Raw genomic sequence first — 23,784 nt, 5'->3', positions numbered from 1 at the left:
ACGTCAGAAGCCGCAGCCCTCCTGCGACCACGCGTTGTCGCTCGCGTTGCTGCCGTCCGCCCGCACGACCCGCACCTGCACGCACAGCGCACCTGGCGCGTAGAGCTCGACCGACGGGGTGTCGACGGTGCCGGACTTCAGGTCGTCGTTGGTGCGCCAGGCGAACTTGTCACCCTCGGCCGGCTGCGGGTACGTCCAGGTGAACCGCAACGTCGTCGGGTTGACCCGAGACACGGTGACCTCCGCCTTGCCGGTCGGCGCGGTCGGGCCGTCCGCTGCGGCCTGCGGCTGCACCTTCTCCGGAGAGTTCGGCAGCGAGTCGCCCTGCAGGAACAGGACTCCGCTGGTACCGATCACTCCGGCGGCGACCGCGGCGACCGTCGCGTACACCGGCCAGCGCTTCCGCTTGGGCGACGGCGGGGCGGCGTGCACCGCCACGACGTCCGATGTGGACGGAACACCCTGGAGCATTCCCCGCAACCGCAGGCCGAACTCCTCGGCAGACCTCGGCCGCAACGCCGGGTCGGCCGCCATCGACTGGTGCAGCAGGGCTTCCATCGCCTGCGGTGCTCGCCTGGTCGGGGGCGGGCTGCCGCGCAGGACGCGGTGCTCCAGGGCGGCGTGCGAGTTGTCGCCGCGCGGCACCACGAACGGCGGGTGCCCGGCGAGCAGGTGCCACAGCGTCGCCGCGAGCGAGAACACGTCCCCGCGCACGCCGTAGGAGCCGCTGGTGACCACCTCGGGCGCCGTCCACGGCAGGCGGTCGCGGCCCAGCACGCCGAAGTCCGTCAGGCACGCGGATCCGCCCTCGTCGAGCAGGACGTTGGCCGGTTTCACGTCGCGGTGCACCACGCCGGCCTCGTGCGCGGCCTGCAGCGCGTCCGCCAGCTGGACGCCGATCTCCAGCACCCGCTCGAACCGCAACGGTGCGAGCGCGCCGGCATCGCCGCCGGTGTAGTGCTTCATGACCAGGTACAGCAGACCGGCGCGGGTGCGCCCGGCTCGGTGCACGGTCACGATGCCGGGGTGCCCGAGGCCGAGCACCGTGCGCATCTCCGCCGCTCGGGCCGGGTCGACGAGCAGTTTCACCGCCACCTCGCCGCCACCTTCGTCGCGGTACAGGTGCACGTTCTTGCCGAGCGGTCGGACGTACCGGAATCCGGGGATCTCCGGTAACTCCTCTGTCATTCGCCACCTCGTTGCCACACGGCTGCCGTCAGGTGGCCCCGACCACCTTCCGGTGACTGAGTAATCCACCTCGCGGCGACTGTCAACGGTCAACCACCAGTTGAGACGACCGGTAGCGGTCGGCGATCGCCGCCGCGCGGTCGTGCAGCCTGGCCCGCAACTCTTGGGGGGCCAGTGCTTCCGCCTGAACACCAAGCTCCCAGAGAGCCCACTCCGCGTGCCACAAATCCTGGAACATCGCATCGATCTTCATCCAGCCGTCACGTTCCCGTGAGGCCGCGCGGACGGCCACGGCGAAGTTCAGGAGGTCCTCGTGCCGTGAAGGATTCACGCGCAGCTGCACGGAGATGTGGCCGCTCGACAGGAACTGCGCGCACCTCTCCCGCCAGACGCGATCGAGATCGACCTGCGGCGGCCGCAGCGCCGGTTCGTCGAGTGCCTCAGCAGCCAGCACGCGGGACAGCCGGTAGGTGCGGTCGGCGCCGGATCTGGTCGCCAGCAGGTAGCCGCGGTCCCGCACGGTCACGAGCCCGATCGGGTCAACGATGCGCCACTGCGGTTCCTGGTTCGAAGCCGCGTAGTGCAGGCGCAGCTTGTGCCCGGACAACACCGCTTTCCGGATCTCGGCCATGCCCGGCACCTGCTCGGTCGCCGCCCGCCGGTTCAGCAGGTCGGTTTCCGGCTCGACCAGGAACCGCCGGGCAGCGTCCTGACTCCCGGGCAGCGCGTCGGCGACCTTGCGCACGGCCGACGCCAGCGCGCTGCCGAGCCCGAACGCCTGCTCCCGGCCCACGGTCAGCAACGCGAGCGCCTCGTCGTGGTTCAGGCCGGTCAGCTCGGTCCGGAAGCCGGGCAGCAACGAGAACCCGCCGTTGCGACCGCGGTCGGCGTAGACCGGCACACCCGCCGCGGACAGCGCCTCGATGTCGCGCAGCACGGTCCGCGTGGACACCTCCAGCTCGCGGGCCAGCGCCGGCGCGGACAGGCGGCCGCGTTGGCGCAGCAGCAGAACGAGCGAGACCAACCGGTCGGCGCGCATGGTCCGAAAATACACGACAGAGGATGTCGTGTATTCGTTGCGAGGCTGCCACCACCAACGTGAATGGAGCTGAAGTGGCAGTGGAACGAACGGCGGTCACCCCGGTCTCGTGGTCGGTCGAGCTGGGGTTCGACCAGGGCGTCCTGGTGTCCGGGCACACCAGGACCCTGTACTGCTCCGGGCAGACCGCGATGGACGCGGACGGCAAGCCGCGGCACGACGGCGACATGGCCGCTCAGCTGGCGCTGAGTCTCGCCAACCTCGAAGCTGTGCTCGAGGAGGCCGGCATGACGCTCTCGAACCTGGTGCGGCTCAACGTCTACAGCACGGACGTCGACCTGTTGTTCGAGCACTACGGGGTGCTGGCCGGACGACTGGGTGCCGCCGGCGTCGCGCCGGCGACCACGATGCTCGGCGTGACGCGGCTGGCGGTTCGCGGTCAGCTGGTCGAACTGGAAGGGACAGCGGTCGCGTGACCAAGGTGGTGACGATCGGCGTCTACGGCTTCGACGCGGACTCGTTCTTGAAGTGCTTGCGGCAGGCGGACGTCAGCGTGCTGATGGACGTGCGGCAACGGCGCGGGGTGCGCGGGCACGAGTACGCGTGGGCGAACTCGCAACGGCTGCAGGCCGCGCTCGCCGACGCCGGGATCGCCTACGAGCACCACACCGACCTCGCGCCGACCACGGACATGCGGCAGGCCCAGTACGCCGAGGACGATCGTCTGGGCGTGGGCAAGAGGTCACGGCAGGTGCTCTCCGACTCCTACGCCCGCCGCTACACCGCCGAGATCCTCGCGCACGCCGATCTGGCACCGATCGCGACGGGTGACGGGGTCGCCGCGTTGTTCTGCGTGGAGGCCGACGCCGAGGCGTGTCACCGCTCGCTGGTCGCCGAGAGGCTCGCGAAGGAGTTCGGGGTGACGGTCGAGCACCTCCACCCGGCCTGACTCAGGGGATGCGCAGGTCGGAGGCGCCCTCGCCGGTCCAGAGGGCGACCTCCACGTGGTAGGCCGGCCGCTCGTCGGACCAGTCGTCGAAGTGGAAGGCCCGCTCCGAGAACAGCTCGTCGTCGGGTGGCAGCACGGGCCGCACGCCGTAGTGGTCGAGTGCCCAGGCCATGTCCTGCGCCGGCAGGCCGGTGGTCCAGCCCTCCAGCTCGGCGTACTGCCCCGCGGCGAGGTGGCCCACCGCTCGCCGCACCAGGTCCTGGACCTCCCGCGGTGCCATGTCGAGTCTCCCGAGTCAGGGTCGTGCCGCGGCCAGTGCGCTCGTCCTGCACGCCGGTCACCCTGCCGTGCTCGGTCGAGCCCAGCGGATGGCCTTCGCGCCGGGTGGACGGGCCTTCCAGGTTGACTGCAGGAGCCTCGCATTCACAGCGGTTCACCCAACAATTCGGACAAATTCCACAGTGGACCCTTTTGGACGTGGCCGAAAGCATGACATCTGTCATGGCGGAGTCGTGACAGCCGATCCCTCACTCGCCGACTACCGGACCCGAGCATTGAGGGCATGACGGAGACAGCTGTGCGAGCGGGCGCCGCCGTGGCGCTCGGAGGGTTGCAGAAGCGGTTCGGCGAGGTGCGCGCGGTCGACGGGATCGACCTGGTGATCTCGCCCGGCGAGGTGGTGGCGTTGCTCGGCCCGAACGGAGCCGGCAAGTCGACCACGGTGGACATGCTGTTAGGTCTGTCCACTCCGGACGGTGGGACGATCAGCGTGTTCGGCAAGACCCCGCGCGAGGCCGTGGTGGCCGGGCAGATCTCGGCGATGCTGCAGAGCGGGGCGTTGCTCGACGACGCCACGGTAGCCGAGGCGGTCGGGTTGATCGCGGCGCTGCACCACCGGCCGATGCCGGTGAAACAGGCCTTGCAGCAGGCCGGGATCGCGGATCTCGCGAACCGCAAGTGCACCAAGCTTTCCGGCGGGCAGCAGCAACGGGTGCGGTTCGCGCTCGCGCTGGTGTGCGACCCGGATCTGCTGGTGCTGGACGAGCCGACCGTGGCGATGGACGTCGAGACGCGGCGGGCGTTCTGGCAGCAGATGCGCGCGTACACCGACACCGGCAGGACCGTGCTGTTCGCGACGCACTACCTGGAGGAGGCCGAGGAGTACGCGGACCGCGTGGTGCTGATGCGGTCCGGGCGGATCGTGGCGGACGGGTCCGTGGCACAGGTGCGGGCCGCGGTGTCCGGGCGGACGTTGCGCGCGGTGGTACCGCACGCGGCCGACCTCGACCTGCCCGGTGTGCGCGCCACCGAACGCCGCGGCGACCGGATCACGTTCACCTGCACCGACTCCGACGCGGCGGTGCGAGCGCTGATCCAGCGCTACCCGGCCGCGCACGACATCGAGATCACCGCGCTGGGCCTGGAGGACGCGTTCCTGGCGCTCACCGGGGAGGACAACCGATGAACGCCCGATTCCTGACGCTGGAGCTGATGCGCGCGGTGCGCAACGGCCGGTACCTGATCTTCACGGTGGTGGTGCCGTCGGTGATGTTCGTGCTGTTCGTGAACCTCTACGGCGGCGGCCCGGGCGCGTTCCCGAACGGCCTGCCGGTCACCACGTCGCTGATGATGAACATGGCGTTGTTCGGCGTGATGGCCGGGCCGTTGTCGATCGGCGCGCGGATCGCGGTCGAACGCGGTCTCGGCTGGCAGAAGCAGCTCAGGCTGACGCCGTTGACCGGCGGCGGCTACCTGGCGACCAAGGGCGCGCTGGGCATGCTCGTCGGGCTACCGGGGATTCTGCTGGTGTGCGTGGTCGGCGCGATCGAGGGGGTGCGGATGGACGCGATGCACTGGGCCGGCGTGCTCGGGACGCTGTGGCTGGGCGCGATCCCGTTCGTTCTGCTCGGCATCGTGATCGGGCTGGTCGCGAGCCCGGACGGCATGCAGGCGATCACCGGTCTGGCGTCGATGCTGTTCGGTCTGCTGGGCGGGATCTGGATCCCCGCGGACGTGGCGCCGGACTGGCTGGCGACGATCATGAAGGCGCTGCCGACGTACTGGGTCAAGCAGCTGACGCAGGCGCCGTTCGTGTCCGGAGTGGACGTCAAGCAGGCGTTGCTGGTGATCGTGCTCTGGGTGGCCGGACTCTCCGTGATCGCCGCGCGCCGCTATCGAACGCAGAGCTAGGTTCTAGGTCGTGCGCAGAGGCAGCGGCAAGTGGTTCTGGTTCGCGGCGCTGTTCGTGCTGCTCTACATCCCGGCCCTGACCTACGACGTGATCGTCAGCGACCGGAGCATCCTGGCACGGGTGGTGCTCACCGTGCTGATCGTGGCGTACGGGGTGGGCTGGACGATCGCGCCGCGCTGGCTGTGGGGCAGCGACAGCGAGAACGTCAACACCGCGATCTGCCTGGCGTTGCTCGTGCTCGGCCTCGTCGTCGTGTACTGGCTGGGGATGTCGTCTGCGGGCCTGATGGTCTACATCGTGTCGACGATCGCGGTGGTGCTGACGCCGTGGCGGGCGATCGCGATCAACGGAACCGTGCTGGCGGCGCTGGCGGGCACGATGTACCTCCAGCACGACCTCGCGATCGACGGCGGCCAGCTCGGCACGTTGTTCTCGATCTCGCTGGGCATGCTCGCGATGGGCAGGATGATGCGGGCGAACCGGGCGCTTTCCCTGGCGCAGGACGAGATCGCGGCGTTGGCGAGGACCGAGGAGCGCAACCGGCTGGCGCGCGACCTGCACGACATCCTGGGGCACAGCCTGACCACGATCACGCTCAAGACCGGCGTCGCACGGCGGTTGCTGGAAAGCGATGAGCCCGATCGCGCGCTGGCGGAGATCCGCGAGGTCGAAGGCCTCACCCGGCAGGCACTCAGCGATGTCCGCACCACCGTCTCCGGCTATCGCGAAGTGTCGCTGTCCGCCGAGGTCGTCGGCGCACGGGCGGCGTTGCGGGCGGGTGGGATCGAGGCGGATCTGCCGCACGCGGTGGACAACGTGCGACCCGAGCTCCAGGGGGTGTTCGGGTACGTGTTGCGCGAGGCAGTCACCAACGTGCTGCGGCACGCGGCCGCCACCCGGTGTTCCGTGCGGCTGGGCGACACCTGGCTGGAAGTGCAGGACAACGGGCGCGGCGCCGGGGTCGGCGAGCCGGGAACAGGGCTGCAAGGCTTGGCGGAGCGACTGGCCCCGCTCGGAGGAACGGTGCTGGCGGGCCCGCTGGACGGCGGCGGGTACCGGCTGCGGGCGGAAGTGCTGGAGGCAGTGTGATCAAGGTTCTGCTGGCGGACGACCAAGCCCTGGTCCGGGGTGCGTTCGCCGCCATGCTCGGCCTCGAAGCCGACATCGAGGTGGTGGCCGAGGTCAGCGCGGGCGACGAGGTGGTCCCCGCCGCCCGACGCACGAAACCCGACGTCGCTCTGCTCGACGTGCAGATGCCCGGCAAGGACGGCCTCAGCGCCGCCGCCGAGCTCAGCCAGGCCCTGCCGAGCTGCCGGGTGATCGTCTGCACGACGTTCGGCCGCCCCGGTTATCTGGCGCGGGCGATGGCGGCGGGCGCGGCCGGGTTCGTGGTCAAGGACGCCACACCCGAGCAACTGGTCGACGCGGTCCGCCGCGTGCACTCCGGTCTGCGAGTCGTCGATCCGGCTCTGGCCGCCGAGTCGCTCGCCACCGGTCAGAGCCCTCTGACCGATCGCGAACGGGACGTGCTGGCCGTGGCACGAGACGGCGGCACGGTGGCTGACCTGGCCAAAGCACTCCACCTGTCCGAGGGCACCGTCCGCAACCACCTCAGCGCGGCGATCGGCAAGACGGGCGCGCGGACGAGGGCCGAGGCGGTCAAGGTCGCGGAGGACAGCGGCTGGCTGTGACCCAGCGCACCGAGGCGCGACCCAATAAGCGGGGTAGAGTCCACTTAGTAACCGGACTACACCCCGCTTATTGGAGCTCGGACATGACGCACATCGGCATCATCATCGGCAGCACCCGCCCCGGCCGGAACGGCGAGCAGGTCGCCAGGTGGGTGCTCGACCAGGCCAAGCAGCGCGACGACGCCACGTTCGAACTGGTCGACCTCAAGGACTTCCCGCTCCCCCACCTCGACGAGCCGCTGCCGCCGATGATGGGCCAGTACCAGCACGACCACACCAAGGAGTGGTCGGCGAAGATCGCGGGCTTCGACGGTTTCATCATGGTGACGCCGGAGTACAACCACTCCACGTCCGGCGTGCTCAAGAACGCCATCGACTACCTCAACGCCGAGTGGAACAACAAGGCGGTCGGCTTCGTGTCCTACGGCGCGGTCGGCGGCGCCAGGGCCGTGGAGCACCTGCGGCTCGTGGCGGGCGAGCTCAAGATGGCCGACGTGCGCACCAGCGTGGCGCTGTCGATGTTCACCGAGTTCAAGAACTTCACCGAGTTCGACCCGTCCGAGTACCAGGCCACCACGCTCACAACGATGATCGACGAGCTGGTGCTCTGGAGCAACGCGCTCGCCCCGGTGCGCGAACGGTAGCGTGCTGCCCGTGGAACCTGTCGGGCTGTCACTGGGTCAACCGCGCGAGGAGCGGGCGGACGCCGCGCGCAACCGCGCCCATCTCATCGAGGTCGCTCGCGAGATGGTGGCGGAGCTCGGCGCCGACAAGGTCACCATGGACGGTCTCGCGGAACGCGCCGGGCTCGGCAAGGGCACGGTGTTCCGCCGGTTCCGGACCCGCGCGGGCATCTTCCACGCGCTCTTCGACGAGGAGGAGAGGCGGTTCCAGCAGCGGGTGCTGAGCGGACCGCCGCCGCTCGGGCCGGGAGCGCCGGCGGTGGAGCGCCTGGTCGCGTTCGGCCGGGCACGCCTCGAGTTCCTCGTCGAGCACACGATCCTCGCCCGCGCCGCGCTCGATCCCGGCAAGCCTGTGCCGGTCGGCGACGGCCCGTCGCTGTTCCACGTCCAGATGCTGCTGAACGAGGCGTGCCCCGAGGCGGCCGCGAGCGGCACCCTGGCGTTGCAGCTGGTCGCCGCGCTGGAGGGGCCGATTCTGCTGTACCTGCAGTCCGCGGACGCTCCCAGCCCGATGGTGGACGACCTGAGCGCGAGCTGGCAGGTGCTGGTGGAGCGCGTCGCCGCTAGTTGAGCAGCTCGGCCACGTGCACCACCCGGTCCCGCGGCCACGACTGGCGCAGCTCGCCCTGGAAGGTCACGTCGACCTCGTCCTCCACCACGACCCCGATCACCTGGGTCACCGGCCCGATCGAACCGTAGACGCGGACGAGGTCGCCGACCGCCAGCTCGTCCGCGTGCTTCGTCTCGACGTTGCGCGCCACCGACGCCGGCCGCACCCGTGTCGTGAAGAACCACCAGAGAAGGCCGCACAGCACCGGCATCACCAGCACCAGAATCCCTGCTGTGACGGGGACTGCGCGCACCGACACAGCCGCGCCGACCAACGCCCACAGCAGTCCGGCCAACGCGGCGAGCGAGGCCGAGCTCACGGGGTGGTCGCCGATCTGCAGCCAGCCCGTCGTGCGGACCCAGCCCTCGTCGGTCAGGCCGCGCGGCGTCTTGCCCTGCGCCAGGAGAGGCGCCGGTTCCACCGGTTTGCTGAACAGGTCGATGCCGTCGTCAGTCCGCACGCCGCCACCTCAGCTTGTTGCCGCTACGGGTGCAGACCAGCTCTCCGCCACCGGAGGCCTTCCGCTTCGCGCCTTCCTTGAAGCAGATCTTGCCCAGCCAGAAGTCGTCCGGTTCCTCGTCGGGAGGCGGCTCGACGGAGGTGACCGGCGGCCTGGGCGCCGGTTTCCGCGTGGTGGTCTCCTCCGTCGTGGTGGTCGTCGTTGTCGTTGTCGTCGTGGTGGTCGTTGTCGTCGTCGAGGACGGCGGCTCACTGGACGTCGTGCTCACGATGCGGATGCAGGAGGACGCCCAGAGACCGCGATGTTCTTGCCGGGCAACGGTTTCGACCTGCGCCAGCTCGTCGCGGGTCGACACGTCCGCCGGCGCCATGCCGTCGTGCACGAGCGTCTGCGCGTAGTCGGTGCCGTCCGGCAGCTGCACGTCGACGACGATCCGGTCGCTGTCGGAGTAGTCGACGTCCTTCTTCACCGTGAGACGGACCATCTTGCCGCGCAACAGGTTCTGCGCGGTTGTGCGGGACTCTGCCAGCCAGCAGTCCGCGATGCGACCCAGCCCTGCGACGCGAGCGTGGAAGAGAACTCCCGAGGCGGGCTCGACTCCGTCGAACAGGTCCACATCGGACACCGTGTGGACGGTCACCTCGAACGAGTCACCCCGGTGCATGGTGTCGACGCCGGCGTCGACGCTCTGGCGCGGGCCGTCACCTCCGACGAAACCCGCCGCGGCGGTCGTGGCCAGTGCGGTGAGAACGCCGAGGCACATGACCGCGAGCCTGGTGTGATGGCTCGCGCCCCACCACGAACGGCGGACGATCCCTGGGCTCCGCAACAGCACCCCCCGGCTCGGTGAGCAGTTGTCGAGGCAGTGTTGTCGGGTGTTACTGGACCGTCAAGAACGAAAAAGGTTCAAAATATTTTCGAGCAATGTTTTGACCAATAACCGCTGGCTGTGATTGTGCGAGCACACGCACCCCGCACGGAGACGGGGTGCGTGGACCACTCGGTTTTCAGCCGTTCAGGTTGAGCGTCCAGGTGTCGATCTTGCCGACGTCGATGGCCGCCGCGTCGCGCACGCGGAGCTTCCACGTGCCGTTGGCGGTCTCGCTGGAGAGGTTGACGGTGTAGGTCTGGTTGATGTTGTCGGCGCTGCCACCGGAACGGTTGTGCAGCGAGTAGGTCGAGCCGTCCGGTGCAACCAGCGAGACGATCAGGTCACCGATGTAGGTGTGCACGATGTGGACCTCCACCTTGGCGGCGGTCGACGGCGTGGCGGTGCAGCCCGAGATCACGATGTCGCTGTCCACGGACGTCGTGGTGTTGTCCGGGATGGCGACGTCGTTCGGGTTGGTACCGGTGCAGCCGCCACCGGGGCCACCGGTGACCGTCAGGGTGTAGGTCGCGGTGTGGGTCACCGATCCGGCCGCCGTCACCGTGACCGGGTAGGTGCCCGACGGCGTCGACGTCGTGGTGTTGATCGTCAACGTGGAGCTGTTGCCGGTCGTCACCGAGGACGGGTTGAACGAAGCCGTTGCGCCGGAAGGCAGTCCGGACGCGGAGAACGTCACGGACTGCGCCGCGCCGCTCGTCGTCTGGGTCGACACGGTGGCCTGCACCGACGAACCCGCCGCCACGGAACCGGACGTCGGCGACACCGCCACCGAGAAGTCCGCGCCCGGCGTGCCCTGGACCGCCCTGTCCCACAACGTGTAGGCGATGCCGTCGGCCGCACGGTTGATGTGCGTGTCACTGATGTTCGTCGTGGTGTCGCACGACGAGTGGTAGCACGCGTCGTACGCGGCGCCGGACGTGCCGCCCCACTTGGTCGCCTGGGCCGCCGTCTTGCGCGCGCTGGCACCCATGGCGTAGCCGGACGCCGGGATGCCCGCGTTGGTGAAGGACGCGTCGTCGGAACGGTTGCGGCCCTCGGTGTTCTCCTCGGGCTGCAGGCCCAGGGAGTCCCAGTACGCCTTCATCGGCGCTGACTGGGTGGAGTTGATGTTGTTGATGAAGTAGCCGCCGTTGCGCGACCCGACCATGTCGAAGTTGAAGTACGCCTTGATCCTCTGGCGCTCGCTCGTCGGCAACTGCGAGACGTAGTAGCGCGAGCCGAGCAGGCCCTGCTCCTCGTCGCTCCACCAGGCGAAGCGGACCTTGTTGAGCATCGACGGGTTCAGCTCGGCGAGTTTGAGCGCGACCGCCAGGATCGACGCGGAGCCCGAGCCGTTGTCGTTGATGCCAGGACCCGCGGACACGCTGTCGAGGTGGGCACCGAACATGTAGACGTTGCTCACGTCGCCGCCCGGCCACTCGGCGATCAGGTTCGGACCGGCACCGGTGGAGCAGCCAGAAGCACAGGGCTGCTCGGTCACGGTGTAGCCGGCCGCGGTGAGCTTGCCCTTCACGTAGGCCACCGACGCGCGGTAGCCGGCGGTGGTCGACCGCCGGTTGCCGCCGTTGTTCGTGGCGATGGTCTGGAACTGCGTCAGGTGTTCCTTCACGGCCGCCACGTCGATGTCGGGGGCGGCGAGCGCGGTGGCCGGGGCAGCGGTGGCCGCAGGGACGACCATCGACGCCACGACGACCAGTGTCGTCAACGCGGTGGAGAGCAGGGATCTTCTTCGCACCGTTGGACTCCTTCGCAGGGTATGCAGGGTCAGGCCAACGTAACCGCGCCGACAGTTGCTCACATCGCGTCGAACGGATGATTGTTCTGACGTTTGACGTGCGAGGCTTGATCGGTGTGGTGGCGAATCGCGCTGGTCCTGGCACTCTGCGTGGCGGTGCTGACGAGCCCGTCGCGCACCGAGTCCAACGGCGGCGTGCGGGTGATGCCCCTCGGCGACTCGATCACCCACGGGTTCACCGTTCCCGGCGGCTACCGGGTCGAACTGTGGCGGCGGCATCGGGTCGACTTCGTCGGCTCGGCGTCCAACGGGCCGGTCGAGCTCGGCGATCACGACCACGAGGGCCATCCCGGGTTCCGGATCGACCAGCTGGACGCCCAGATCGTCACGTGGGTGCGGCGGGCGAACCCCAGAACCGTGCTGCTGCACGCGGGTACGAACGACCTCAACCAGAACTTTCAGGTGGCTGACGCTCCGGCGAGGCTCGGCGCGTTGATCGACAGGATCCGCTCACTGGCACCGCTGGCCGAGGTGTTCGTCGCCCAGGTCACGCCGATTCCCGACTACGAGGTGCTGGAGGCGCGCGTGCGGGCGTTCAACGCGGCACTGCCGGCGATCGTGGCGCAGCGAGGTCCGCGGACTCATCTCGTCGACATGCACACCGGGTTCGCCGCGGCCGACCTGGACGACGGCCTGCACCCGAACGCGGCGGGCTACGCGAACATGGCGTCCCGGTGGGCGGCGGCGCTCGAATCGGTGCCGGGCAGCCTGAAGCCCGCCAAGCCTGTTGGTGCTGCCGTGCTGTCGAACCCGCTGTCGTTGCGCTGCCTCGACTCGTCGATGGTGCTCCGGGACTGCAGCGGTGCGCCGAGCCAGCTCTGGGAGTCGGGGTTCGTGCTCTCCCCGGACGGTGGGCCGCCGGGACAGCCGACGGGTCGGTGGTGCGGCCCGTCGCCTGTCGCGGCACGCCCGGCCAGCGGTGGTCGGCGCGGTGATCAGCCCAGACCGATCTGCGCGAAGAACGTCTGGTTGTCCCAGAACAGGAACTCCTCGTCCATGGTGCCGCGCCGGTTCCACAGCCCGACGGTCGCCATGTTGACCGCGTACCGCTTCCCGGTCGGCTGGATGAGACCACCCTTGCCGTCGGGCATCGGCCGCGTGAACGTCCCCTTCATGACTCCGGCGACCGCGGTCAGCCCGCCGTTCGCGACGCGCAGGTAGTGCGACTCGATGCGGGTGTCCGGCGCCCAGACGAACAGCGCCTTGAGGTCCACGATGTGACGGTCGATGCCGTCGGTGTAGTGCCCGTCGGGCCAGTGCACGCGGATCGTGCGGGCGTGGCTCTCCCCCAGCCGCGCCCACTTCTGGTGGCTGAAGACGTCGAAGTCGAGCTCGTCGAACGTCTCCAGGTTGCGCCGCTCGGTGCCGGTCAGGTCCTTGGCGAACGGCGGGTTGGGCACCGGCGTCGCGGACGGGTCGGGCAGCGGCGTCCACGGCGAGTACCCGGCGGGCGCCGCGGCCTCGGCGACCCCGGTGCCTCCCGTGACGGCCGCGAGCGCCATGGCTCCGAACGCGGCGGTGCTGCCGCTGGTGATGAGTGAGCGTCGGTTGAGCATCTCGTGCACCTTTCACTCGGTCTGTGCACGCGAGAGCCTCGCACTAACTTCTGGTTAGCGCTATCGTTTCTACAGTGTCGTGCCTCACACGCGTGTACCTGCGTTGACCAGCGCAAAGGGAGACGGTCAACCCCTCGACGGCCCGGTCGCGGCGCTCCGATGCTCGGAAGTGACAGCCAGTCACTGATCGAACGCAGAAGGGCATCGAGATGAACGCACTCACTCGGATCGGAGTGGCCGTCGCGGTCGCCGCGTCCGTGCTCACCCCGCTCACCGCGTCGGCGGCCAGCCACCCGTGCGCGGGGGTCGCGGGAGGCATCCGCGTCCAACGCGGCCCCTGGATCTGCATCGGGCACGAGTCCAAACCGCTCAACATCATCGCCGACCGCTGCTTCGCCACCGCCGGCTCGATCGTCGAGTACTTCCCCGGCGTCGGGTCCAAGCCCATCCGCTGCGCGACCGGCGACCACGTCATCGAGCCCGTGCGCACCGTCTCGCTTCTCCACGCCTGGAAGCGTCCGGACGCGTTGACGAAGACCGCCGTTCTGGATGGACAACTCGCCGACGACTACCCCCACAAGAACGGCTCGTGGCACGACCCGGACCAGTGGAACTTCTACAAACGCGAGTGCGTGTCGTTCGTGGCGTGGAGGATCCGTGAACGCCTCGGCATCCCGTTCCACAACCACTGGAAGACCCACTGGGGCAACGCGAAGAACTGGGACGACGCCGCGCGCAAGATCGGGCTGAAGGTCAACGACAACCCTGCCGTCGGAGCAGTCGCGCAGTGGAACTCCGGCGAGTTCGGGCACGTCGCGTGGGTCGCTCAGGTGAAGGGAAATGAGGTTTTCCTGGAGGAGTACAACAAGGGCGGCAGCCACAACTACGGATCGCGCTGGATCAAGGCGAGCGCCGTGGAGAACTTCATCCACTTCAAGAGCTGAGACACGTTGGGGTGAGTTCGCGTCCAAACGGAGTGCTGGGGCGCGGACTCACCCGTAACTTTCGGCGTTGATGGACTTCGGCACCGAGCTGCGCAGATGGCGGACCAAGCGAGACCTGTCCCTGGCAGGTCTCGCTCGCTTGACGCACTACAGCAAGAGCTACCTCAGCAAGATCGAGAACGGCGACAAGCCGGCCACGCCCGACGTCGCCCAGCGCTGTGACGAGGCGCTGGACGCGGACGGGGCGCTCACCGACCTGTTGCCGCCCGAGGTCGTGATCCCGTTGCAGGTCTCCGGCGACCAGTGCCCCTACCGAGGGCTGGCGGCGTTCGACGCGGAGGACGCGCGGTGGTTCTTCGGCCGGGAACGCGCGGTCGCCGCTCTGGTGGACCGGCTGGGTCAGCGGTGGCTCGCGGGCGGGCCGGTGATCGTGGTGGCACCGTCGGGTGCGGGCAAGTCGTCGCTGCTCAGGGCCGGTCTGGTGCCCGCGCTGGCCCGCGGGGTGCTGCCCGCGGCCGGATCGCGGGACTGGCCGGTGCGGGTGTTCACGCCGACCTCCGACCCGCTGGGCGCACTTGCCGCCCAGCTCGCTTCCATCGGGTCCGCGGACGGGATGGTGCTGATCGTCGACCAGTTCGAGGAGACGTTCACGCTGTGCCCCGACGAACGGCAGCGAGAGCAATTCGTGGCCGAGCTGTGCGGGTTGGCGTCCGGCGAACCCAAGGCCGCTGTCGTTCTCGGTGTGCGGGCCGACTTCTACGGTCAGCTGCTGTCCTGTCCGGACCTGGTGCCGTCGTTGCAGGACGGTCAGGTCGCGCTCGGTCCGCTCGGGCCGGACGAGCTGCGGGCCGCGATCGTGCAGCCCGCCCGGCTGGCGGGGCTCGGCATCGAGCAGGGCCTCGTCGAGCTGCTGGTCCGAGACCTCGGTGGACGCTCAGGTTCCTACGATCCTGGCGCGTTGCCGTTGCTGGGCCACGCGTTGCTGACGACGTGGCAGAACCGCGACAGCCGTCAGCTGACCGTAGCCGGGTACCAGCTGACCGGCGGCATCCACGAGGCCGTCGCGAACACCGCCGAACGCACCTTCACCGGCCTCGACGAACACTCGCAGGCGATCGCACGACGGTTGCTGCTGCGGCTCGTGCGCGTCGACCGGCACGGGCAAACCCGTGCCCGCGCCGACTTCTCGCAGCTGAGCGGCCACTCCGTGCTCACGGCGTTCATCCGGGCCCGGCTGCTCACCGCCGGCACCGGCACCGTCGAGATCACCCACGAGGCACTGCTGACCGCGTGGCCCCGGCTGCGCGAGTGGATCGAGGCCGACCGCATCGGACTCCTGGCACGCCAACGGCTGTCCGAGGCCGCTGACGAGTGGGAGAACCACGCGCGTGCACCGAAGCTGCTGTACCAGGGCGCGGCGCTCGCGGTGGCTCGTGCCTGGGCGGCTGATCACCCCGACGAGCTGACGGCGTCGGAACGCGACTTCCTCCGTGCGGGCAAACGGGAACAGCAGCGCGGTGTCCGCCGCCTGCGCCGATTGGTGGCACTGCTGAGCGTGCTGGTGCTGCTCGCGGCCGCGGCCACTGGAGCCGCGCTGTGGCAGCAGAAGGAGGCGGCGAACCAACGTGATGTGGCTGTGGCGCAGAAGGTCGCGGGACGTGCCGGTGAGCTGCGGGCGACCAACCCGGCGCTCGCAATGCAGTTCGCGCTCGCCGCGTACCAGCGCAAGTCCACCGTGGAGACTCGGGGCGCGGTACTCAGTTCGGGCACGCCGTTCGCCAGCAGGTTCCACTCGGCGGGCGACTGGGTGGAGGCGGTCGCCTACAGCACCGACGACGAGGTGCTCGCGGTCGGCACCAGTGACGGCGTGATCGAGCTGTGGGACGCCACGAACCCTCGGCGCCAGGAGCCCCTCGGCACTCTCCCCCGTGCCGAGGACAAGGTCTGGCAGCTCGCGTTCCACGACCGCACCCTCGTCGCCGCCACCGGCACGACCCCTGTGCTGTGGGACGTCTCGAACCCCGCCGCACCCGCCCGTCTCGCCTCGCTGTCCGGCCACCGCGCACCGGTGCGCGGCGCGGCGTTCACCGCCGACGGCGCGCGGCTGGTGACGACCAGCACCGACGGTGTGGCCCAGGTCTGGGACGTCACGGGCTCGCCGCGCCTGATCAGGACGATGCGCGACGAGCAGGACATCGGCACCGCAGTGGCCGTCAGCCCGGACGGCAACACTCTGCTCACCGCCCACAGCGGCTCCCGGGCGCGGTTGTGGGACCTGGCCACGGGACTGCCGGGAGCGGTGGTCCCCTGTCCGCGGCACACCTTCGGCAGAGCCACGTTCAGCCCCGACGGACGGTTTCTCGCGCTGGCCAACAACGACGGCCAGACCTGGCTGTCCACAAAGGACTCACCCGGCGGGTTCGGTCCCGCCGAGCCGCTCGCCGGCATGTCCTCGCTGGCGTGGGGGCTCGCGTTCAGCCCGGACAGCACCAGGCTCGCCACCGCGGGCAACGACCGCATGGCCCGCGTCTGGGACGTCACCACGCGGGCCGAGCTCATCCGGCTGCGACACCCCAACCGCGTGCTCAGCGTCGCCTTCAGCCACGACGGCCGCACGCTCGCGGCGGGTGGCATCGCGGGCTCGTTCCACCTGTGGCACGACCCGATGGTGACGGTTTCCGGACAGCTGGCGCTGATCGGCACGAGCCGTGACCGTCAGCTGTTCGCCACGTCCGCAGGCACCGCGATCACGCTCTGGGACGCGGGTCTCGGCAGGCTCAGCACGCTCCCGGCGCACCACGTCGCGTCCGTGGGCACCGCCGTGATCAGCGACGACAAGAAGATCATGGCGACTGTGGCGTACGACCACGACGTCGTGCTGTGGAACATCGCCGACCCGCGCGCGCCGCGGTTCCTGCACCGGCTCGACATGATCGACGAAGAGGTCGTCACCGCCGCCCTGCGCCCCGACGGCACGCTCCTCGCCACCGGCGACAACAGCGGCGTCGCGATGCTGTGGGACCTCGCGGACCCGACGGCCCCGCGAAAACTCGTGCCGTTGCGGGAGAACTTCCGCAACGTCAACGCACTCGACTTCAGCCCCGACGGCACCCGGCTCGTCACCGGCGACACCAACCACGGCGTCCGGTTGTGGGACGTCTCGGTTCCTTCGAGTCCGCGGCAGATCGCACACCACACCGACCACACCGAAGCGGTCGCCGCCGTCCGCCACGCCCCGGACGGCACGGTGATCAGCACCAGCCACGACTGGTCGGTCCGCCTCTGGCGGCCGGGAACCGCGTCGGTCCGGCTCACCGGGCACACCAACCAGGTCGGCGTCGCGGACCTCAGTCCGGACGGCCGTCTCCTCGCCACTGCGGCGGCCGACGGCACGATCCGCCTCTGGGACCTCCGCTCCGCCACGACCTGGGCCGCGCTCACCCAGCCGGGATCCGGCCTCGGCACCGGCCTGTTCACCGCCGACAGCCGCGGTGTGGTGACTGCGTCCGGCGGGCACATGCGGTTGTGGGACACCGATGTCGACGCGGTGGCGCAACGGATCTGCTCGCTGGCCGGCCAGCACGTCACCCGGGACGAGTGGGCGCAGCAGTTCGACTCCGCCGCGTACTCGCCGCCGTGTGCGTGACATATCGCGGGCATATCGAAAACCGCATACGCCCTGGCAACCGTCGTGCGTCTTGACTTCGGTCCGTGCTCAACAGCTGGTACGCGTGGTTCGGTACGTACACCGGGATCGTCGCTCTCACCGTGCTCTCGTTGCCGGTGGCGGTGCTGGTGGCGGTCTTGGTGGGATGGCGGCGGAAGGTGCGCGGTGCTCCGTCGCCCTGGAGGACGGCCGTTGCCGAGGTCGGCCTGGTCCACGGGACGGTGCCGTGGGTGTGGATGACCCTGTTGCCGGGCAACGAACTCGGCAAACACGGCGTGCTGAGCCTCGTGCCGTTCGCGGACCTCCTGGCGATGGACCGCGGTCAGATCATCGGCAACCTGCTGATCTTCTTCGCGCTAGGGTTCTTCGTGCCGTTGCGGTTCCCCGGGATGGCGTCACTGGGGCGGGTGCTGCTGCTGGCGTTGTCGTGCTCGGTCCTGATCGAGGTGGCGCAGTACGCGCTGCTGCTCGACCGGGTGTCCTCAGTGGACGACGTGCTGCTCAACACGACCGGCGCCGGCCTTGCCGCGCTGCTGTCGTACCGCTGGTGGCGCGTTGTCCCTAGGCTGCCGGTATGCGCGTACTGATCGTGGAGGACGAGCCCTACCTGGCCGAAGCGGTCAGGGACGGCCTGCGGCTGGAGGCGATCGCAGCCGACATCGCGGGCGACGGCGACACCGCGCTTTCGTTGCTGAGCCTCAACTCCTACGACATCGCGGTGCTGGACCGCGACATCCCCGGCCCGTCCGGAGACGAGGTCGCGCGCCGGATCGTCGCGTCCGGCAGCGGCATGCCGATCCTCATGCTGACCGCGGCCGACCGCATCGACGACAAGGCCTCCGGCTTCGAGCTCGGCGCCGACGACTACCTCACCAAACCGTTCGAGCTCCGCGAACTCGTCCTGCGGTTGCGCGCCCTGGACCGCAGGCGCGCCCACGCCAGGCCCCCGGTCCGCTCGCTGGCCGGGCTGCGGCTGGACCCGTTCCGCCGCGAGGTGTTCCGCGACGACCGCTACGTCGCGCTCACCCGCAAGCAGTTCGCGGTGCTCGAGGTGCTCGTCGCGGCGGAGGGCGGCGTGGTCAGCGCCGAGGAGCTGCTGGCGCGGGCGTGGGACGAGAACGCGGACCCGTTCACCAACGCCGTCCGGATCACGGTCTCGGCGCTGCGCAAACGGCTCGGCGAACCGTGGATCATCGCCACGGTGCCGGGCGTCGGCTACCGGATCGACACGTGACCCGGCGTTCTGGGATCAGCGCCCGCCTCAAACTCACCCTCAGCTACGCCGGTCTCGTCCTCGTCACCGGCGCGGTCCTGCTGATCCTCGTCTGGACGTACCTGCTCCGCTTCGTCCCCGACACCGACCAGGGCCTCCTCGGCATCGCCCCCAACCAGTACCTCCTCTGGCGCACCTTCGCCCCACCCGCCGCGCTGGCACTGGCCGCGTTGCTCGCGCTCGGCCTCGCCGGAGGATGGTTCCTGGCGGGCCGCATGCTCGACCCGCTCAACCGCATCGCCGACACCGCGCGGCTGGCGGCGAAAGGCGAGCTCTCACACCGGGTCGGCCTGCCCGGCCGCAACGACGAGTTCCGCGAGCTCGCCGACACGTTCGACACCATGCTCGAACAGCTCGAGTCCCACGTCGCCGAGCAACGACGGTTCGCCGCCAACGCCTCCCACGAGCTGCGCACACCGCTGGCGATCACCCAGTCGCTGCTGGACGTCGCCCGCCACGATCCCAGCCCCGAACAGATCGACCGCCTCCACGTGGTGAACAAGCGCGCGATCGACCTCACCGAGGCACTCCTGCTGCTCAGCCGCAGCGACAGCGGCACCTTCACCCGCACGACGGTCGACCTCTCGCTGGTCGCCGAGGAAGCCGCCGAAACCCTGCTCCCGTTCGCCGAACAGCGCGAAATCACCCTCGACGTCACCGGCGACGCCACCAGGACAGCCGGGTCCGCGGAGCTGCTGCTGCGGATGGTCACGAACCTCGTCCAGAACGCGATAGTCCACAACGTCGACGGCGGCACCATCACGGTCCACACCTCACAGCTGCCCGGCGAGAGCGTGCTGCGCGTCGAGAACACCGGTCAAAATCTCACGGTAGACCCGCAGACCCTCACCGAGCCGTTCCAGCGCGGCGCCGAACGCACCCGCCAACCCGAGCACGCCGGCGCCGGGCTGGGGCTGGCGATCGTGGCGAGCGTCGTCCGCGCCCACGACGGAACCCTGGACCTCACACCGAGAACAGCCGGCGGTCTCAAGGTCACCATCAGGCTGCCCGACGTCACAGGTCCCGGCCGGCTCCCGCCGCTGGAATCGCGGTGAACATGCGCGGCGCACCAAACCCTTGCGCGGCAAAGGCTTCCAACACCGCCTGCTCGACGTCCGCACGCAGCGGAGCCGGCACGAGAGCGATCGCGGAACCGCCGAACCCGCCACCGATCATCCGCGCACCCAGCGCACCGGCCTTCTCAGCGGCCGACGCGGCGACGTCCAACTCGGGGCACGACACCCGGTAGTCGTCGCGCAGGCTCGCGTGCGAGGCGCTCAGCAGCGGCCCGATCTCCTCGTACCGATCGGATCGAAGCAGCGCAACGGTGTCCAGGACTCGCGCGTTCTCGGTGATCACGTGCCGGACCAGCGGCTGCAACTCATCAGGCAACCCGGCCTCGGTGTCCAGATCGCGCACCGCGGCCACACCGCGCAGCCGCGCCGCCTCCTCACAGCCCGCACGACGTTCGGCATACCCCGAGGTCACCAGCGAGTGGCTCACCCGAGTGTCGATCACGAGCACTTCCAGCCCGTGCCGAGCCGCGTCGAACGGCACCTGCTCCTGCTGGCCCGACCGCACGTCCAGGAACAACGCATGTGCTGCCGTGCAACACAAAGACGCCGTCTGGTCGAGCAACCCCGTCGGCGCGCCCACGAAGTCGTTCTCGGCCTGCTGCACCCACTTCGCGATGTCGGCCGCAGACGCCTCCACCCCCGCCAACCCCAGCAACCCCAGCGCCGTCGCCACCTCCAGCGAGTGCGACGACGAAAGGCCAGACCCGTGCGGCACGTCCCCGTCGATCACCAGGTCCGCGCCACCGGTGATCCCCTGCTGCCGCAACACCCACGCGACACCGGCGGGATACGCGGCCCACCCCTCGACGCCGGGCGCGAGCGACGCGAGGTCCAGCGGCTGCGCCGTGACCACCGAACCGTCCACGACGCTCGCCAACGTGATCAAGCCGTCCGAGCGCGGCGCCGCGGCCACCCAGGTGCGCTGCGGGATCGCGAACGGCAGCACGAAGCCGTCGTTGTAGTCCGTGTGCTCGCCGATGAGGTTGACCCGGCCCGGCGCCGACCACACCCCGGCCGGGGCCACGCCGTGCAGCCCCGCGAAGGCCTCGGCCGTGCTGTTCGATCCTGTTGACTTCATACCGCCCGATCCCAAGCCCGTCGACAGTGCCGACGGCGAGGATGACGTAGATCAAGCCGAATGACAATGTTGATTCTTGATTGAATACGTTGAGTGCGGTTAGCCTCTGGTTTCCCGAAGGAGGTCCCCGCCGTGCTGCTCGAAGCACCCGCCCGCTCGTTCTCTGTGCCGCTGGGCGACCCGTACCGCTCCTCGACAGGCCCGAGCAGTGGGGCACGTGGCGCCACCACCTGCTCCTGCCCGCGCTGGACGGCCGGATGTCGTTGCTGCGCACCACCATCAGCGCACCGCACGCTGCCGTCGTCCGGTTCGGCGAGATCAGCGACCGCACGTCGATCTTCCTGAACGGCCAGCCCGTCGGCGTCCTGCACAGCGAGCTCAACGACCGCGCGGTGTCCCTCAGGGACGCGAACGGCGAGCTCACGATCCTCGCGGAGGGCACCGGCCTCGCGGACGTCACCCTCGACGGCACGCCCGTGACCGGCTGGGACGTCATGCCGCTGCTCCTCGGCAGGCCGGTCACCGTGCGGCCGGACCGCAACGTCCCGGTGAGCGGCCCGGTGTTCCGCCGCGCCACGTTCACCACCCACGAGCCGGACGACCTGGTCCTCGACACGTCGGGGTGGGGCTGCGGCGTGGTGTGGGTGAACGGGCACGATCTCGGCCACTACGGGTCCCGCACGCCGTTGCACGTACTCCGAGAGGCGCTGAAAGCAGGCTCCAACGAGCTGGTCGTCTTCGAAACCGGCGTGCCCGCGGACCTGACCGCGAGGTTCAGCGCCTAGCCGATCGGCCAGTCCCTCGGCCGGAAGACGGAGAGCGAGCGCCGCCCGGTCCTCCTACGATCGCGATCATGCTTGGCTATCGCCGTCACTGGATCGTCGCCACCCTGGTCATCGCCGTGTACGGCATCCAGCTGGTGTACGGGCCACAGCCGTGGGGCGGGCAGCAGTGGGTGGTGCCCGCGCTGATCGCGGTGGTGGTCGTGGCGGCGGCCTTCGCACATCACCACGTGACCGCGACCGTGTTCGCGTGCGCGGGCATCCTCGCCGTCACGATCCTGGCCCCGTTCCCGTGGAAGACGGGCGACCTCCAGTACGGCGGGCTCGCCGAGCCGATGCGGTTCGACCACGGGCCGCTGACCGTCTCCGAGGCACTCGCCGGGATGGTGCTGGTCGTGGTGCTGGTGTGGACGGCGACCCCGCTCACCGCCGCGATCTGCACCGCAGCCCTGTTCGCCGTGTCCGTCTTCTCCACCTACGTCCGGACGGTCCAGTACGAGCTTCCCACCGCGGTCCCGAGCGTCGTGCTCGGAACGGTCGCCGCGGTCGCGCTGGGATATCTCCTCCGGGTGCGCGACCGGACACAGGCCCAGTTGGCGGCCGCCGAGGAGGAGCGGGTGCGCCGGGAGGAACGCCTCGACATGGCGCGCGAGCTGCACGACGTCGTGGCCCACCACGTGACGGGAATGCTGGTGCAGGCCCAGGCCGCGGTCATCGTGTCCGATGGGGACAAAGACGCCGCGTGCGGGATGCTGCCCGGCATCGTGAACGGCGGCACGGACGCGTTGGGAGCGATGCGCGCGATGGTCCGAGCACTGCGCGACGCCGAGGCGACACCCGGAACCAGCGACCTCTCCGCGGATCTCAAAGCACTGGTGGAAAAATCAGGGCTGCCGGTGCGCGCGTCCATCGAACTGCCGCAGGACGTGAGGCCGGAACTGGGGCGGTCGGTGCTGCGCCTGGTGCAGGAAGCACTGACGAACACCCGCAAACACGCCCACGACGTCACCGACGTGGAGGTCGAAGTGCGGCTCACCGCAACGGCTGTGCTGCTGTCCGTTGTGGACAACGGCACGACGAGGCCGGCGCATTCAGGAGGATTCGGGTTGGTGGGCATGAAGGAACGGGTCAGCGAGCTGGGCGGCCGGTTCTTCGCCGGCGCCACGGGTGACGGCTGGCTCGTGACGGCCGAACTGCCGCTGGCGGTGCACGCGTGATCTCCGTGCTCATCGCCGAGGACCAGGACATGGTCAGGACGGGCTTCCGGCTCATTCTCGAGTCGCACCAGGACATCACCGTGGTCGCCGACGTCGCGGACGGCGTCAGCGCGGTCGAACGAGCCCGCGCGCTGAGCCCGGACGTGTGCCTGGTCGACGTCCGCATGCCCGGGCTGGACGGCCTCGAGGTAACCCGGCAGCTCGCGCCGCACACCCGCATCGTCGTCGTCACCACCTTCGACACGGACGAGGTGCTGCACCAGGCGTTGGACAACGGCGCGTGCGGGTTCCTCACCAAGGACGCCAGCCCGGCGCTGCTCGTCGAGGCGATCCGCTCGGCCGCGCGGGGCGACGTGCTGGTGTCGCCTTCCGTCGTGCTGCGAGTGCTCGGCCGCAGCGCCCCGAAGGTGCCGGACGTCGACGCGGGCCTGCTCACCGACCGCGAGCTCGACGTCGTGCGGCACGTCTCGCGAGGGCTGAGCAACGCGGAGATCGCCTCGGAGCTGCAGCTGTCCGTCTCGTCGATCAAGTCCTACCTGGCGTCGGTGCAGGCCAAGATCAACGCGCGCAACCGGGTGGAGGTCGTCGCCTGGGCGTTCCGCGCGCACGTGGTGGCCGGTTGACCTCGGCCGAACGGTTGAGGCGCACCATCTCCACTACCTGACAGGCCAGCGGTTCGCGGCCTTCGAGCTGATC

Annotated in this window: 24 protein-coding genes and 1 pseudogene; 17 read left to right on the top strand and 8 right to left on the bottom strand. The window is 69.7% G+C overall.

All coding sequences use genetic code 11. The annotated features are described in order from the left end of the window. Positions 1-3: 3 nt before the first annotated feature. A complete protein-coding gene (locus tag AB0M24_RS00870) occupies positions 4-1,188 on the bottom strand; it encodes a serine/threonine-protein kinase (protein WP_363758931.1) in 1,185 nt (394 codons plus the stop codon). Positions 1,189-1,270: 82 nt separating this feature from the next. Continuing rightward, a complete protein-coding gene (locus tag AB0M24_RS00865; protein WP_363758928.1) occupies positions 1,271-2,227 on the bottom strand; it encodes a WYL domain-containing protein in 957 nt (318 codons plus the stop codon). An 80-nt stretch (positions 2,228-2,307) separates the two neighbouring features. Between AB0M24_RS00865 and AB0M24_RS00860 the strand changes: the two genes are divergently transcribed. Both AB0M24_RS00860 and AB0M24_RS00855 read left to right on the top strand, forming a co-directional pair. Then, positions 2,308-2,703: a RidA family protein gene (locus AB0M24_RS00860; protein ID WP_363761528.1), complete on the top strand. Its 396-nt coding sequence runs from the start codon at positions 2,308-2,310 to the stop codon at positions 2,701-2,703. Continuing rightward, on the top strand, positions 2,700-3,176 hold the full coding sequence (locus AB0M24_RS00855; protein WP_363758925.1) for a DUF488 domain-containing protein: 477 nt from the start codon (positions 2,700-2,702) through the stop codon (positions 3,174-3,176). The genes AB0M24_RS00860 and AB0M24_RS00855 overlap by 4 nt, the downstream gene beginning before the upstream one ends. Position 3,177: 1 nt before the next feature. On the opposite strand, the gene AB0M24_RS00850 is transcribed toward AB0M24_RS00855, so the two are convergent. Next, positions 3,178-3,456 carry a hypothetical protein gene (locus AB0M24_RS00850; protein WP_363758922.1) on the bottom strand — a complete coding sequence of 93 codons (279 nt, stop codon included), beginning with the start codon at positions 3,454-3,456 and terminating at the stop codon, positions 3,178-3,180. A gap of 282 nt (positions 3,457-3,738) precedes the next feature. Between AB0M24_RS00850 and AB0M24_RS00845 the strand changes: the two genes are divergently transcribed. From AB0M24_RS00845 to AB0M24_RS00820, 6 genes are all read left to right on the top strand, one after another. Further along, complete coding sequence (locus AB0M24_RS00845) at positions 3,739-4,641, top strand: ABC transporter ATP-binding protein (RefSeq protein WP_363758919.1); 903 nt, start codon at positions 3,739-3,741, stop codon at positions 4,639-4,641. After that, positions 4,638-5,366, top strand: a complete 729-nt coding sequence (locus tag AB0M24_RS00840) for an ABC transporter permease (RefSeq protein ID WP_363758916.1) — start codon at positions 4,638-4,640, stop codon at positions 5,364-5,366. The genes AB0M24_RS00845 and AB0M24_RS00840 overlap by 4 nt, the downstream gene beginning before the upstream one ends. A gap of 10 nt (positions 5,367-5,376) precedes the next feature. Then, positions 5,377-6,456, top strand: coding sequence for a histidine kinase (locus AB0M24_RS00835; RefSeq protein ID WP_363758913.1), 1,080 nt, complete (start codon positions 5,377-5,379; stop codon positions 6,454-6,456). Then, positions 6,453-7,058: a response regulator transcription factor gene (locus tag AB0M24_RS00830; RefSeq protein ID WP_363758910.1), complete on the top strand. Its 606-nt coding sequence runs from the start codon at positions 6,453-6,455 to the stop codon at positions 7,056-7,058. Before AB0M24_RS00835 ends, AB0M24_RS00830 begins: the two co-directional genes overlap by 4 nt. An 83-nt stretch (positions 7,059-7,141) precedes the next feature. Continuing rightward, positions 7,142-7,702 (top strand): NAD(P)H-dependent oxidoreductase, encoded by a 561-nt coding sequence (locus AB0M24_RS00825; RefSeq protein WP_363758907.1) that lies wholly within the window; start codon positions 7,142-7,144, stop codon positions 7,700-7,702. Between the two features lie 10 nt (positions 7,703-7,712). Next, a complete protein-coding gene (locus AB0M24_RS00820; RefSeq protein ID WP_363758904.1) occupies positions 7,713-8,312 on the top strand; it encodes a helix-turn-helix domain-containing protein in 600 nt (199 codons plus the stop codon). On the opposite strand, the gene AB0M24_RS00815 is transcribed toward AB0M24_RS00820, so the two are convergent. From AB0M24_RS00815 to AB0M24_RS00805, 3 genes are all read right to left on the bottom strand, one after another. After that, positions 8,305-8,811, bottom strand: a complete 507-nt coding sequence (locus AB0M24_RS00815; RefSeq protein WP_363758901.1) for a hypothetical protein — start codon at positions 8,809-8,811, stop codon at positions 8,305-8,307. The two genes, AB0M24_RS00820 and AB0M24_RS00815, sit on opposite strands and share 8 nt — an antisense overlap. Continuing rightward, the gene (locus AB0M24_RS00810; protein WP_363758898.1) at positions 8,801-9,574 is read right to left on the bottom strand and encodes a thermonuclease family protein; all 774 of its coding nucleotides are present in this window, start codon (positions 9,572-9,574) and stop codon (positions 8,801-8,803) included. The genes AB0M24_RS00815 and AB0M24_RS00810 overlap by 11 nt, the downstream gene beginning before the upstream one ends. 244 nt (positions 9,575-9,818) lie before the next feature. Continuing rightward, positions 9,819-11,435: a M28 family metallopeptidase gene (locus AB0M24_RS00805; RefSeq protein WP_363758895.1), complete on the bottom strand. Its 1,617-nt coding sequence runs from the start codon at positions 11,433-11,435 to the stop codon at positions 9,819-9,821. Between the two features lie 204 nt (positions 11,436-11,639). Here AB0M24_RS00805 and AB0M24_RS00800 point away from each other — a divergent pair. Beyond that, positions 11,640-12,161, top strand: a pseudogene (locus AB0M24_RS00800) (SGNH/GDSL hydrolase family protein); the annotation flags it as partial. Positions 12,162-12,430: 269 nt separating this feature from the next. On the opposite strand, the gene AB0M24_RS00795 reads toward AB0M24_RS00800, so the two are convergent. Beyond that, positions 12,431-13,051 carry an ester cyclase gene (locus tag AB0M24_RS00795; protein WP_363758892.1) on the bottom strand — a complete coding sequence of 207 codons (621 nt, stop codon included), beginning with the start codon at positions 13,049-13,051 and terminating at the stop codon, positions 12,431-12,433. Between the two features lie 209 nt (positions 13,052-13,260). Here AB0M24_RS00795 and AB0M24_RS00790 point away from each other — a divergent pair, with 209 nt between their 5' ends. The 5 genes from AB0M24_RS00790 (at position 13,261) to AB0M24_RS00770 (ending at position 19,990) form a co-directional block, all read left to right on the top strand. After that, entirely contained in the window at positions 13,261-13,995 is a 735-nt protein-coding gene (locus tag AB0M24_RS00790) for a CHAP domain-containing protein (protein WP_363758889.1), read from the top strand. 70 nt (positions 13,996-14,065) lie between these two features. Beyond that, positions 14,066-17,641 (top strand): helix-turn-helix domain-containing protein, encoded by a 3,576-nt coding sequence (locus tag AB0M24_RS00785; protein WP_363758886.1) that lies wholly within the window; start codon positions 14,066-14,068, stop codon positions 17,639-17,641. Between the two features lie 65 nt (positions 17,642-17,706). Then, positions 17,707-18,249 carry a VanZ family protein gene (locus tag AB0M24_RS00780; protein ID WP_363758883.1) on the top strand — a complete coding sequence of 181 codons (543 nt, stop codon included), beginning with the start codon at positions 17,707-17,709 and terminating at the stop codon, positions 18,247-18,249. Beyond that, the gene (locus AB0M24_RS00775; protein ID WP_363758880.1) at positions 18,237-18,896 is read left to right on the top strand and encodes a response regulator transcription factor; all 660 of its coding nucleotides are present in this window, start codon (positions 18,237-18,239) and stop codon (positions 18,894-18,896) included. Before AB0M24_RS00780 ends, AB0M24_RS00775 begins: the two co-directional genes overlap by 13 nt. After that, complete coding sequence (locus AB0M24_RS00770; RefSeq protein WP_363758877.1) at positions 18,893-19,990, top strand: HAMP domain-containing sensor histidine kinase; 1,098 nt, start codon at positions 18,893-18,895, stop codon at positions 19,988-19,990. Before AB0M24_RS00775 ends, AB0M24_RS00770 begins: the two co-directional genes overlap by 4 nt. Here AB0M24_RS00770 and galK read toward each other — a convergent pair. Beyond that, on the bottom strand, positions 19,950-21,089 hold the full coding sequence (gene galK / locus AB0M24_RS00765; protein WP_363758874.1) for a galactokinase: 1,140 nt from the start codon (positions 21,087-21,089) through the stop codon (positions 19,950-19,952). The two genes, AB0M24_RS00770 and galK, sit on opposite strands and share 41 nt — an antisense overlap. Positions 21,090-21,178: 89 nt before the next feature. Between galK and AB0M24_RS00760 the strand changes: the two genes are divergently transcribed. From AB0M24_RS00760 to AB0M24_RS00750, 3 genes are all read left to right on the top strand, one after another. Continuing rightward, a complete protein-coding gene (locus tag AB0M24_RS00760) occupies positions 21,179-21,874 on the top strand; it encodes a hypothetical protein (protein ID WP_363758871.1) in 696 nt (231 codons plus the stop codon). A gap of 68 nt (positions 21,875-21,942) precedes the next feature. Continuing rightward, positions 21,943-23,088: a histidine kinase gene (locus AB0M24_RS00755; RefSeq protein ID WP_363758868.1), complete on the top strand. Its 1,146-nt coding sequence runs from the start codon at positions 21,943-21,945 to the stop codon at positions 23,086-23,088. Continuing rightward, positions 23,085-23,711, top strand: a complete 627-nt coding sequence (locus tag AB0M24_RS00750; RefSeq protein WP_363758865.1) for a response regulator transcription factor — start codon at positions 23,085-23,087, stop codon at positions 23,709-23,711. The genes AB0M24_RS00755 and AB0M24_RS00750 overlap by 4 nt, the downstream gene beginning before the upstream one ends. Positions 23,712-23,784 lie beyond the last annotated feature (73 nt).

Source organism: Lentzea sp. NPDC051838 (assembly GCF_040681245.1).
GTDB lineage: Bacteria > Actinomycetota > Actinomycetes > Mycobacteriales > Pseudonocardiaceae > Lentzea.
The sequence above is the reverse complement of the archived record's forward strand: the minus strand, read 5'-3'. Positions and strand labels throughout refer to the sequence as shown.

Excerpts from the sequence above, each read along its gene's own strand:
- AB0M24_RS00870 (WP_363758931.1), bottom strand. The coding sequence starts at position 1,188 with ATGACAGAGGAGTTACCGGAGATCCCCGGATTCCGGTACGTCCGACCG.
- AB0M24_RS00865 (WP_363758928.1), bottom strand. The coding sequence starts at position 2,227 with ATGCGCGCCGACCGGTTGGTCTCGCTCGTTCTGCTGCTGCGCCAACGC.
- AB0M24_RS00850 (WP_363758922.1), bottom strand. The coding sequence starts at position 3,456 with ATGGCACCGCGGGAGGTCCAGGACCTGGTGCGGCGAGCGGTGGGCCAC.
- AB0M24_RS00845 (WP_363758919.1), top strand. The coding sequence starts at position 3,739 with ATGACGGAGACAGCTGTGCGAGCGGGCGCCGCCGTGGCGCTCGGAGGG.
- AB0M24_RS00840 (WP_363758916.1), top strand. The coding sequence starts at position 4,638 with ATGAACGCCCGATTCCTGACGCTGGAGCTGATGCGCGCGGTGCGCAAC.
- AB0M24_RS00825 (WP_363758907.1), top strand. The coding sequence starts at position 7,142 with ATGACGCACATCGGCATCATCATCGGCAGCACCCGCCCCGGCCGGAAC.
- AB0M24_RS00810 (WP_363758898.1), bottom strand. The coding sequence starts at position 9,574 with ATGTGCCTCGGCGTTCTCACCGCACTGGCCACGACCGCCGCGGCGGGT.
- AB0M24_RS00795 (WP_363758892.1), bottom strand. The coding sequence starts at position 13,051 with ATGCTCAACCGACGCTCACTCATCACCAGCGGCAGCACCGCCGCGTTC.
- AB0M24_RS00790 (WP_363758889.1), top strand. The coding sequence starts at position 13,261 with ATGAACGCACTCACTCGGATCGGAGTGGCCGTCGCGGTCGCCGCGTCC.
- AB0M24_RS00785 (WP_363758886.1), top strand. The coding sequence starts at position 14,066 with ATGGACTTCGGCACCGAGCTGCGCAGATGGCGGACCAAGCGAGACCTG.
- AB0M24_RS00775 (WP_363758880.1), top strand. The coding sequence starts at position 18,237 with ATGCGCGTACTGATCGTGGAGGACGAGCCCTACCTGGCCGAAGCGGTC.
- galK (WP_363758874.1), bottom strand. The coding sequence starts at position 21,089 with ATGAAGTCAACAGGATCGAACAGCACGGCCGAGGCCTTCGCGGGGCTG.
- AB0M24_RS00755 (WP_363758868.1), top strand. The coding sequence starts at position 21,943 with ATGCTTGGCTATCGCCGTCACTGGATCGTCGCCACCCTGGTCATCGCC.